Raw genomic sequence first — 12,332 nt, 5'->3', positions numbered from 1 at the left:
ATTTGTGGTTTTGGGAAATAATTTATAAAAGTGTATGAAATTTGTATAATTGAAAAATCGATAGATTTGAAGCGAAAAATATTTATATGCTAAGGTGAATCTACTATATTAATAGATGTATTTATCAATACAGTTTTAAAGTATCAAGTGCTGATTTGTATTATTAGCAAGATGAAAATATGCTTGAAATTGATGCTTGCTTTATAAAAAAGATTTTGTTATATTGTAGTAGTTGCTTGAATTATGACTAGAAATTAATAATATTAAATCAAGACTTGAAGCAAAAAGCTTATATTAATTTATCTATTATAATAATTAGATAACCGAATACAGATGGAGGTGTTTTTGCATGGTAAAACGTACTTATCAACCAAATAAACGTAAACATAGTAAAGTTCATGGTTTCAGAAAACGCATGAGCACAAAAAACGGTCGTAAAGTTTTAGCGCGTCGTCGTCGTAAAGGCCGTAAGGTATTATCAGCATAAGATCACTGACTCATCAGTGGTCTTTTTTTTGGTTTAAAATAACGTAAATTAATAGCAAAATTATTGTTATTATTAAAAATTCAATACATGTTATGGCTTGATATATAATAATGAATGTAATGAAAAGATAAGCGAGTGATGTTTCGTGGAGAAAGCATACCGAATTAAAAAGAACAGTGATTTTCAATTTATATACAAAAAAGGAAAATCAGTAGCAAATCGTCAATTTGTAGTCTATACGAAACCTAATAAAGAACTAGAACACTTTAGACTGGGTATTAGTGTTTCTAAAAAATTAGGTAATGCTGTTGTTAGAAATAAAATTAAGCGTGCTATTCGTGAAAGCTTCAAGGTGCATAAGCAAAATATATTACCAATGGAAATTATTGTCATAGCTAGGCAGCCAGCTAAAGATATGGATACTCTTCAAATCCAAGCAAGTTTAGAACATGTTTTAAAAATCGCTAAAGTTTTTAATAAACGAATTAAATAGGGTAGGGGAGATTGAACATTTAAGACTTACGTCAGTCTTACCTCAGACAACCCTTAGGCCAACTTCTTAGATTTTTTAAACAAGATGTTAGCTTTTTAATCCAAAACTATTTACAATATTATAATGATAAATTTTAGAATAAAAGGAGGCGAGATGGATGATGGATTTAGATACGATAACGAGTATATCCACACCTATGGGTGAAGGTGCTATCGGTATTGTACGTTTGTCAGGTGTTGACGCAGTAAATATTGCAGACAAATTATATAGAGGGAAGGAATCATTAGAACATGTACCTTCTCATACAATAAATTATGGACATATTGTTGACCCTGAGACAAATGAAGTGGTAGAAGAAGTAATGGTGTCTGTCTTACGTGCACCGAAAACATTTACTAGAGAAGATATCGTTGAAATTAATTGTCATGGTGGTATTTTAACCATCAACAGGGTATTAGAGTTGACGATGACACACGGTGCTAGAATGGCAGATCCTGGTGAATATACAAAACGTGCGTTTTTAAATGGGCGTATTGATTTATCTCAAGCCGAAGCGGTGATGGATTTTATTCGTTCTAAAACCGATCGTGCATCTAAAGTTGCAATGAATCAAATTGAAGGTCGTTTAAGTGATATGATTAAGCGACAGCGACAATCCATTCTCGAAATCCTTGCACAAGTAGAAGTTAATATAGATTATCCAGAATATGATGATGTGGAAGATGCCACAACAGAAGTATTATTAGAAAAATCGAATCAAATTAAGTCAGAAATTAATAAGTTATTAGATACAGGTACACAAGGGAAGATAATGAGAGAAGGTTTGGCAACGGTCATAGTTGGTAAGCCTAATGTTGGTAAGTCATCCATGCTAAATAACCTGATCCAAGACAACAAGGCGATTGTAACAGAGGTACCTGGTACGACTCGAGATACTTTAGAAGAGTATGTAAACGTCCGCGGTGTACCTTTAAGGTTAGTAGATACTGCTGGCATACGTGAAACAGAAGATATCGTTGAGCGTATTGGTGTAGAGCGTTCACGCAAAGCTTTAGGTGAAGCGGATTTAATCTTGTTTGTGTTAAATTATAACGAACCTTTAACAGAAGAAGATCGCAAGCTATATGAAGTTATTAAAAACGAAGATGCCATTGTCATAATTAACAAGATGGATTTAGACAAACGATTAGATATTTCAGAAGTTAAAGAAATGGTTGGAGATATGCCAATCATTCAAACATCAATGCTAAAACAAGAAGGTATTGATCAGTTAGAGATACAAATTAGAGATTTGTTCTTTGCAGGAGATGTCCAAAATCAGGATATGACATATGTATCGAATTCAAGACATATTTCATTGTTAAAACAGGCGAGAAATTCAATTCAAGACGCTATAGATGCTGCAGAAGCTGGTGTGCCAATGGATATGGTTCAAATAGACTTAACGAGAACTTGGGAAATTTTAGGTGAAATTATCGGAGAATCCGCAAGTGAAGAATTGATAAATCAGTTATTTAGTCAATTCTGTCTAGGGAAATAAAAGGGAGGAAAAAAATATGGCTCAAGAATATGATGTAATAGTAATTGGAGCCGGACATGCTGGTATAGAAGCTGGACTTGCTTCAGCAAGACGTGGTGCCAAAACGTTAATGTTAACAATAAATTTAGATAATATTGCATTTATGCCATGTAACCCATCAGTTGGTGGCCCGGCTAAAGGTATAGTAGTTCGTGAAATAGACGCATTAGGTGGCCAAATGGCAAAAACAATCGATAAAACACATATCCAAATGCGTATGTTAAATACTGGTAAAGGACCAGCAGTCAGAGCACTTCGCGCACAAGCAGATAAAGTACTTTATCAACAAGAAATGAAACAAGTCATTGAAGATGAAGAAAACCTTGATATTATGCAAGGCATGGTAGATGACTTAATCATTGAAGATGAAGTTATCAAAGGTGTACGTACGAACATTGGTACAGAATACTGGGCAGATGCAGTCATTATTACAACCGGTACATTTTTACGTGGCGAAATCATTTTAGGTAATATGAAATATTCAAGTGGTCCAAACCATCAATTACCATCTATTTCACTAGCTGATAATCTTAGAAATCTTGGATTTGAAGTAGTGAGATTCAAAACAGGTACACCACCACGTGTTAACGCCAAAACGATTGATTATTCTAAAACAGAAATACAACCAGGTGACGATGTTGGTAGAGCGTTTAGTTTTGAAACAACGGAATATATTTTAGATCAGCTACCTTGTTGGTTAACATATACGAATGGAGAAACACACCAAGTTATAGATGACAATCTACATTTATCTGCGATGTACTCCGGTATGATTAAAGGTACAGGACCTAGATATTGCCCATCAATTGAAGATAAATTTGTAAGATTCAATGATAAACCTAGACACCAACTTTTCTTAGAACCAGAAGGTAGAAATACTAATGAAGTATATGTACAAGGACTATCAACAAGCTTACCTGAACATGTTCAACGTCAGATGTTAGAAACAATCCCAGGCTTAGAAAAAGCGGATATGATGCGTGCAGGATATGCCATTGAATATGATGCGCTTGTACCAACACAATTATGGCCAACACTAGAAACTAAAAAAATTAAAAATCTATATACTGCAGGACAAATCAACGGAACTTCTGGCTATGAAGAAGCGGCAGGACAAGGCATCATGGCTGGAATTAACGCAGCATCAAGAGTATTAGGCGAAGAAGAAGTCATCTTAAGTCGTTCAGATGCTTATATTGGTGTCTTAATAGATGACCTTATAACAAAAGGTACAAATGAACCATACCGTTTATTAACATCTCGTGCAGAATATCGTTTATTATTAAGACATGACAATGCAGATTTACGATTAACAGATTTAGGTTATAAATTAGGTATGATTTCTGAAGAACGTTATGCACGTTTCAATGAAAAACGTCAAATGATAAAAGATGAGCAAGCACGCTTAAATGAAATTAGAATAAAACCTCACGAACGCGTACAAGAAATTATTGAAGCGCAAGGCGGTTCTCGTTTGAAAGATGGTATATTAGCTTTGGAATTATTGCGTAGACCTGAAATGACGTATAACTTAATTCTAGAAATTTTAGAAGAAGAAAACCAATTACCAAGTGATGTAGCAGAACAAGTTGAGATTCAGACAAAATATGAAGGCTATATCAATAAGTCGTTACAACAAGTTGAAAAAGTAAAACGTATGGAAGAAAAGAAAATTCCAGAAGACTTAGATTATAGTAAAGTCGATAGTTTAGCGACTGAAGCACGCGAGAAATTAGCGGAAGTTAAACCGTTAAATATTGCGCAAGCATCTCGGATTTCAGGTGTGAATCCAGCAGATATTTCGATCTTATTAGTGTTCCTAGAACAAGGTAAAATACAAAGGGTGGAAAGTTAAGATGAGTGTAAAATGGTTAACTGAGCAACTCAGCACACAAGGTATCGAACTTACAGAGAATCAACAACATCAATTTCAAACGTATTTTCAAATGCTCGTTGAATGGAATGAAAAAATGAATTTAACAAGCATTACTGAAGAACATGAGGTGTATTTGAAACATTTTTATGATTCGATTGCACTCAGTTTTTATACGGATTTGACACAAGCGCAAACAATTTGTGATATTGGTGCTGGTGCTGGTTTTCCAAGTATTCCATTAAAAATTATTTATCCTAATTTAAAAGTTACAATTGTAGATTCATTAAATAAACGCATCCATTTTTTAAATCAGTTAGCAGAAGCATTAGATTTAGAAAATGTGAGTTTTGTACATGATCGCGCAGAAATATACGGGAAGGGAGACTACAGGGCGTCTTATGATATTGTAACTGCACGTGCAGTTGCTAGACTTTCCGTATTAAGCGAATTGTGTTTACCGTTAGTTAAAAAGGGTGGACAATTCATTGCTTTAAAATCAGCTAAAGGCGAAGAAGAATTGGAAGAAGCGCGTTTTGGTATAGGAGTCCTCGGTGGTAAACTTCAGGATGTCATTTCATATGAATTACCAGAAGATGCTGGTGAAAGGCAAATAATCAAGATAGATAAGAGAAGCGAGACACCAAAGAAATATCCTAGAAAACCAGGAATGCCCAATAAGTCTCCATTACTTGAAAAAGAAAAGTGATTTAATACAACTAATTTAGAGGGAGCGCATAAAATATGAAGAAACCTTTTTCTAAATTATTTGGTTTGAAAAATAAAGATGACATTGTTGGTTATATTGAAGAGGATCATAATAGTGTTGAATCTATTCATACTGAACGTATTGTGCCAAATCGTTATCAACCAAGACAAGTATTTGAGCCAAATAAGATTAAAGAACTCGCAGAATCAATAGATGAGCATGGATTGTTACAACCGATTGTAGTGCGTCCTATAGAAGAGGATATGTTTGAAATTATTGCTGGAGAGCGTAGATTTAGAGCCTTACAATCGTTGAATAAGACATACGCAGATGTCATTATCAGAGATTTAGGCGATGAAGAAACTGCAGTGGTAGCTTTAATAGAAAATATTCAACGTGAAAATTTATCTGTTGTTGAAGAGGCAGAAGCTTATAAGAAACTTTTAGAACTAGGCGATACGACACAAAGTGAATTAGCTAAAAGTGTAGGTAAAAGTCAAAGTTTTATAGCAAATAAATTGAGATTACTAAAATTAGCGCCTAAAGTGATAGAACGTTTGCGTGAAGGCAAAGTTACAGAACGTCACGCACGTGCGATGCTAAGTTTATCAGATGAAGATCAAGAAACATTAGTGGAAACGATTATAAGCCAAAAGTTAAATGTGAAACAAACTGAAGCAAGAGTAAAACAAAAAGTTGGCCCTGAAAAAGTGAAAGCGCAAAGTTTTGCATTTGAAAAAGACTTAACGGATGCACGTGAAGCGGTAGGCAAAAGTTTAGAGGAACTTGAAAAAAGTGGTATCAAGTTTGAACATCAAGCGAAAGACCATGATGATTATTATGAAATCAAAATTAAACTTTATAAAAAATAACATTTGAGGTTAATTAAACATATGACCTCCGCAAAAAGTACAACTTCGTTTTCATTTAAATGAGGTTGTACTTTTTTTATTTATTATAAATATTTATGAATTAGTTATCATTTAAATACAAAGATTATTTTAAAAGTATTATTTATTTTATATTCTCTAAAAATTAAAAATAAATAAATAAAAAAACGTTTGTAGGATTGTAGAATAATAAAATATGTGATTAAATTAAGAAAACGCTTACATATTAAAGGGGGATTTAAAATGGTAACGTTTATTGTATCTATTATATTATTAGTTATAGGTTATTTCACTTATGGGAAGTATATTGATAAAATGTTCGGAACGAAACAAGATAGGCCAACGCCGGCATATAATCAACGTGACAATGTCGATTATTTACCTATGAAGACGTCATCAAATTCACTCATTCAGCTATTGAACATTGCAGGTGTAGGTCCGATTTTTGGACCGATTATGGGCGCATTATATGGACCAGTAGCATTTATATGGATTGTTGTGGGATGTATTTTTGCAGGTGCAGTGCATGATTATTTGACTGGAATGATTTCAATTAGAAACAAAGGGGCACACTTACCGGAGCTTGCTGGTAAATTTTTAGGTCAGGTCATGAAGCACTTTGTAAATATCTTCTCAATTTTATTATTATTGCTTACTGGTACAGTTTTTGTGACAAGTCCAGCGTTGTTACTACATAATTTATTAGATGGTCGCATTGCATTAGGTATCATTATATTTGTGATTTTTGTTTATTATATTTTGTCTACAATTTTACCTATAGACAAAATCATTGGACGCATTTATCCAATTTTCGGTGCATTATTACTCATTAGCGCAGTAGGTATAGGTTTCCGTCTTATTCAAACAGGTGCACCGATACCTGAAATTAATTTGAAAAATATGCATCCAGACGGTGCTCCCATATTTCCACTACTATTTTTTACAATTACTTGTGGTGCTTTATCTGGTTTTCATGCTACACAAACGCCTATTATTTCGAGAACGACAAACAAAGAGAAAAATGGTCGCTTTATATTCTACGGCATGATGATTGCTGAAGGTATTATAGCTATGATTTGGGCTGCTGCAGGCATGAGTTTATTTAATGGATATAGTGGATTAAATGATGTTTTAGCACGTGGTGAAGCCGCACTTGTTGTAAGTGAAGCATCACATCTATTATTAGGTTCTGTGTTTGGAACGATTGCAGTACTGGGTGTTATCATCTTACCAATTACCAGCGGTGATACTTCTTTCCGTAGTGCACGTATGATTATAGCTGATTATTTAAATTATGGTCAGCGTAGTATGTTAAAACGAGTGATTGTAGCCGCACCATTATTTATCGTAAGCTTTGGTTTGACTCAGGTAGATTTTACTATTTTATGGCGCTATTTCTCTTGGGCAAATCAAACTACAGCTGTCGTCGCCTTATGGGTAGGTGCAATGTACTTACTTATTGCGAAAAAGAATTTTTGGGTGGCAGCAATTCCGGCAGTCTTTATGACTTGGAATATTTTCACTTATATTTTAAGTCAGAAGATAGGTTTAGGTTTGGATCTTAATTTAAGTTATATTCTCGCCTTTGTATTCACAATTTTATGGATTGGTTACTTTACTTATCAATATAAAAAAATTACTGCAGGTGCTTCATTTGAATTAGATCATCCTATACCGTATCAACAACAACAAACTGTGACGTAAGTATAAAACGATGATGGATGCTGATTTTTAAAATCAGTGATAAAAACGAGTTAAAGATGAATGACAATAATGAGAGTAAGATACGTAATTAAAACATAATTTAGTTGCGGTCTTACTCTTGTTTTATGTAAGACTAAGGGATGTCTAATAAATGCTGTAATAGCAGCATGACAAAGAGTTTTTACATAATTAAATGTGCGTATGTCAATATAATTTGGTAGTCTAAATTAGAAACACACTATAGTCTCAAGTTAAAGGAGCTTGGCAAATGAACATAGGTAATCAAATTAAATTTTTTAGACAGCGCGATCATTTATCACAAGAAGATTTAGCCGCAAAATTGTATGTTTCACGACAAACAATTTCAAATTGGGAAAATGATAAAAGTTATCCAGATATACATAATTTGTTAATGCTTAGTTCTTTGTTTCAAGTTTCTTTAGATAACTTAGTTAAAGGAGACATAGAGATTATGGAACAAAAGTTAAAACAGAGCAAATTTAATTTATGGAGTCATTTAATGATTTGGCCTATGTTATTATCCGCAATCTTAGCAGGTCCAACCCTCTACTATTGGACGCCATTATGGATTATAGCTGAAACTATACTTTTAGCGACAATGATTATTTCATCATTTAAAGTAGAATCATTAAAAAAATCGTATAGAATACAAACGTATGATAGGATAATTGCTTTTATGCATGGAAAAGACCCTAATGATATCTATAGTAGTAAATTACGTAATACCGTAACTTTTATGTATAGTTTTATACTTTGTGTTGGGTTATTTATAATACTTGTGCTATTAAGTATGTATTTTTTTGATGTATTGTAATAGTTATTTTTCGTAACGCCTTGTAGTTAAAGATTTATTATAACTACGAGGTGTTTTATTTATTAAATATATGATTTTTTCAATCGTATACACTACGCATGAACAAATATTATTTCTTATAGAATAATATTCAAATTTTAATAATAGTATTGCTTTACCACCCGGGAAATATTAATATTAAGTAAATAATTTGTAAATAAAATATTAAGAAAAATGATTGCTAATTTAGGGGTGATTGTATGTTTCGTTTTTTAAAACCGGCAAAGCATGTGGATCCTTTACCATCTGACAAGGTAGATGATACATATAAAAAATTACGATTACAGGTTTTTTTAGGTATTTTTATCGGTTATGCAGGTTACTATTTGTTGAGAAAAAACTTTTCATTAGCGATGCCTTCTTTAATTGAAGATGGTTTCAGTAAAGGGGAACTTGGTATCGCACTTTCAGCGATTTCAATCGCTTATGGTTTTAGTAAATTTGTAATGGGCACCGTAAGTGATCGCAGTAATGCACGTGTATTTTTAACATTAGGTTTGTTACTGACAGCAACTGTTAATTTATTGTTAGGATTCGTACCATTCTTTACTTCTAGTATTACAATCATGTTTATTATGTTATTTCTAAATGGATGGTTTCAAGGTATGGGATGGCCGCCATCAGGTCGTGTACTCGTACATTGGTTTAGTGTAAGTGAGCGTGGTAGTAAAACGTCTATTTGGAACGTAGCGCATAATGTTGGAGGAGGTCTAATGGCACCGATTGCAACATGGGGCATTTCTATGACTGCGCTTTATAATTTTGGTTATTTAAGAGGGTTTGAAGGCGTTTTTATTTATCCAGGGTTATTGGCGATTGTTATTGCAATTATTGCATATTTTTTGATCAGAGATACTCCTCAATCACAAGGCTTACCACCTATTGAACGTTTTAACAAAGATTATTCAACGACGACGCATGAAACACTTGAAACAGAGTTAACAACAAAAGAGATATTGTTTAAATATGTATTAAATAACAAGTGGGTGTGGGCGATCGCCTTTGCTAATATTTTTGTCTATTTTGTGCGTTATGGTGTACTAGATTGGGCACCTACTTATTTAAGTGAAGAAAAACAATTTAATTTAAACGAATCAGGGTGGGCTTATTTCCTTTATGAATGGGCTGGCATTCCAGGAACACTATTGTGTGGCTATATTTCCGATAAAGTATTTAAAGGGCGTCGTGGTCCAGCAGGTTTCTTCTTTATGCTAGGCGTTACAATCTTTGTATTGATTTATTGGTTGAATCCACCAGGTCATGCATGGTTAGATAATTTATCATTAATTGCAATAGGATTTTTAATCTATGGACCAGTGATGTTAATTGGTTTACAAGCTTTAGATTATGTACCTAAAAAGGCAGCAGGAACAGCTGCCGGTCTAACAGGCTTATTTGGTTACTTATTTGGAGCTGTGATGGCAAACATTGTTTTAGGTTTTGTCGTACAACATTTTGGATGGGATTTTGGTTTTGTTTTATTAACCATTATTAGTATTTTAGCGATGTTAAGTTTTATTTTAACTTGGAATAAACGAGGACAAGAACAAGTACATTAAAAATAAGCAATATATGGCGCGAGTGTGAGGTCAACTGAGTGATATTGACTTCATAGTCGCGCCTATTTTTATAAACGAAAATCATTTTAGAAATTATTCGTGTAACGGTTAGTTGTTCATGTAAGCAATAAACCATAGGTATTATTAAAAGAAGAATATTAATAATTGAAAAATTATGTTAATAATGGTTATTTAATGAATAATTTATATAAAAATGTGGTAATTAAATAATAAGTGAGTACACTAAAAATTTTTATGGTATCGATACTTCATTGTTTCAATATAAAATGCGGCTCAATACGTTAGTTATTTCATTAGTAAAATACGCATTAAGGCACCAAAAATATATTTAAACGAGCAAAATTGCATGTGCTGTTTTGTATCAGTTTAATTAAGAAAGGTGATTGATTATGTATAAAAATATTTTACTACCATACTCTTTTGATAATGATTTCGATAACATTCCTGAAAACTTAGCAAAATTAGTCGGCGAAGATTCCACTGTAGTTGTTCATAATGTCATGACTGAAAATGATCTATTAGCGAGTGTACGTTATGAAAATAAACATAAAGAAGATATCATTAAAGAAAAAGAAGAAGAGCTTTCTCCATTTCTTGAAAAATTAAAAGCACAAGGTATTAATTATAAAGTCGCTATCGAATTTGGACCTGTAAAAGATACCATACTTGAGAGAATTAGTTTTGGGGATATGGATGTAGGTGATTTTGATTTAGTAGTAATGAGTAACCATCGCGTGAGTATCGATATCAAACATGTACTTGGAGATGTTACGCATAAAGTTGCTAAAAGAAGTCCTGTACCAGTACTGATAGTGAAATAACATCAAAATTATGTATTGAAATGCTTTTAATGTAGTAACACGCGTTATAATTTCTCAAAAACATCATATTTTTAAGACTAGATTGTAATGTTAAAATTATTTTCTAGTCTTTTGTTTTGAAATTAAAATATGCACAAGTTTATTTTAAAGTAAATGATTTTATCTTTCATAAATATATTTTTAGAAATATTGAACTTTTAGTTTTAGTTTTGTAACCCTTTGATGACGGCTTTAACCGCATTTTATTATATTAAAACAAGCTTTGCTGCTGTTGTTTTAATATATAAAGTCTGTTATTCTGCCTAATGTTCAATTATAAGGGAGGTTACTAATTTTGGAAAATAAACAACATAATGCTAATGGGAAGAAACTGTCTTCTGTTTTTACCTATAGTATTATTATTACCGCAATAGTTGTATTATTGGGTGCAATCTTTCCAAATCAGTTTAATGAAATAGGGACAAATATTACTGGTTGGATTACCGAATACTTTGGTTGGTATTATATGGTTATTGTAGCACTCATGATATTCTTCTGTGTTTTCTTAATATTTAGCCCAATCGGAAAATTGAAATTGGGAAAACCTGAAGATAAACCTGAATTTAACACAATTTCATGGTTTGCGATGCTATTTAGTGCTGGTATGGGAATTGGTTTAGTATTCTGGGGAGCAGCTGAACCAATCAGTCACTTTGTATCACCACCATCTGGAGAGCCACAGTCAGCACATGCTTATAAAGAAGCTTTAAGAGGCGCATTTATGCAATGGGGCTTCCATGCATGGGCAGTATATGGTGTTGTAGCGTTAGCGTTAGCTTACTTCCAATTTAGAAAAAATGAACCTGCATTAATTTCAAAAACATTACGTCCAATTTTCGGAAATAAAGTTGATGGCCCCTTAGGGACAATCATTGATGTTGTTTCTGTCTTTGCCACAATTGGCGGGGTAGCAGTATCATTAGGTTTAGGCGCTATGCAAATCGCAGGTGGTCTAAACTACCTATTTGATGTTCCAAATACTATCATGACTCAAGGTATAATTATACTTATTGTTACCATATTATTTTTAACAAGTGCATGGTCAGGTTTAAGCCGTGGTATCCAATATTTGAGTAACGCTAATATTGGTTTAGCCGGCATAATCTTATTGTTTGTTTTTATTGTAGGACCAACTGTTCTTATTTTAAATATGTTAACAAGTTCAACAGGTGAGTATTTAAACACGCTCTTATTTAACATGTTTGATACAGCACCATTAGATCCACAAAAAAATGAATGGATGAAATCATGGACGTTCTTCCAATTAGCTTGGTGGATTAGTT

Annotated in this window: 11 protein-coding genes; all 11 read left to right on the top strand. The window is 33.0% G+C overall.

Annotated elements, in window-relative coordinates; all coding sequences use genetic code 11:
- Nucleotides 1-349 precede the first annotated feature (349 nt).
- On the top strand, nucleotides 350-487 hold the full coding sequence (gene rpmH / locus HMPREF2586_RS05790) for a 50S ribosomal protein L34 (RefSeq protein ID WP_000240855.1): 138 nt from the start codon (nucleotides 350-352) through the stop codon (nucleotides 485-487).
- Between the two features lie 145 nt (nucleotides 488-632).
- The gene (gene rnpA, locus HMPREF2586_RS05785; RefSeq protein WP_046207171.1) at nucleotides 633-980 is read left to right on the top strand and encodes a ribonuclease P protein component; all 348 of its coding nucleotides are present in this window, start codon (nucleotides 633-635) and stop codon (nucleotides 978-980) included.
- Nucleotides 981-1,140: 160 nt separating this feature from the next.
- Nucleotides 1,141-2,520 carry a tRNA uridine-5-carboxymethylaminomethyl(34) synthesis GTPase MnmE gene (mnmE, locus tag HMPREF2586_RS05780; RefSeq protein WP_103161350.1) on the top strand — a complete coding sequence of 460 codons (1,380 nt, stop codon included), beginning with the start codon at nucleotides 1,141-1,143 and terminating at the stop codon, nucleotides 2,518-2,520.
- 16 nt (nucleotides 2,521-2,536) lie between these two features.
- Nucleotides 2,537-4,414: a tRNA uridine-5-carboxymethylaminomethyl(34) synthesis enzyme MnmG gene (gene mnmG / locus HMPREF2586_RS05775; protein ID WP_046207169.1), complete on the top strand. Its 1,878-nt coding sequence runs from the start codon at nucleotides 2,537-2,539 to the stop codon at nucleotides 4,412-4,414.
- Nucleotide 4,415: 1 nt separating this feature from the next.
- Nucleotides 4,416-5,141, top strand: a complete 726-nt coding sequence (rsmG, locus tag HMPREF2586_RS05770) for a 16S rRNA (guanine(527)-N(7))-methyltransferase RsmG (protein WP_046207168.1) — start codon at nucleotides 4,416-4,418, stop codon at nucleotides 5,139-5,141.
- A 35-nt stretch (nucleotides 5,142-5,176) separates the two neighbouring features.
- Entirely contained in the window at nucleotides 5,177-6,013 is an 837-nt protein-coding gene (locus HMPREF2586_RS05765; protein ID WP_046207167.1) for a ParB/RepB/Spo0J family partition protein, read from the top strand.
- 261 nt (nucleotides 6,014-6,274) lie between these two features.
- The gene (locus HMPREF2586_RS05760; protein WP_046207166.1) at nucleotides 6,275-7,735 is read left to right on the top strand and encodes a carbon starvation CstA family protein; all 1,461 of its coding nucleotides are present in this window, start codon (nucleotides 6,275-6,277) and stop codon (nucleotides 7,733-7,735) included.
- Nucleotides 7,736-8,003: 268 nt separating this feature from the next.
- Nucleotides 8,004-8,570 (top strand): helix-turn-helix transcriptional regulator, encoded by a 567-nt coding sequence (locus HMPREF2586_RS05755; RefSeq protein ID WP_070657195.1) that lies wholly within the window; start codon nucleotides 8,004-8,006, stop codon nucleotides 8,568-8,570.
- A 239-nt stretch (nucleotides 8,571-8,809) separates the two neighbouring features.
- The gene (glpT, locus tag HMPREF2586_RS05750) at nucleotides 8,810-10,168 is read left to right on the top strand and encodes a glycerol-3-phosphate transporter (RefSeq protein WP_046207164.1); all 1,359 of its coding nucleotides are present in this window, start codon (nucleotides 8,810-8,812) and stop codon (nucleotides 10,166-10,168) included.
- A 410-nt stretch (nucleotides 10,169-10,578) separates the two neighbouring features.
- Complete coding sequence (locus tag HMPREF2586_RS05745) at nucleotides 10,579-11,010, top strand: universal stress protein (RefSeq protein WP_064209818.1); 432 nt, start codon at nucleotides 10,579-10,581, stop codon at nucleotides 11,008-11,010.
- Nucleotides 11,011-11,344: 334 nt separating this feature from the next.
- Nucleotides 11,345-12,332 (top strand): BCCT family transporter (locus HMPREF2586_RS05740; RefSeq protein WP_176747373.1); only part of this gene is annotated, 988 nt, incomplete at its 3' end.

This window comes from Staphylococcus sp. HMSC034G07, from assembly GCF_001835975.1.
GTDB classification, from domain to species: domain Bacteria; phylum Bacillota; class Bacilli; order Staphylococcales; family Staphylococcaceae; genus Staphylococcus; species Staphylococcus ureilyticus.
The sequence above is the reverse complement of the archived record's forward strand: the minus strand, read 5'-3'. Positions and strand labels throughout refer to the sequence as shown.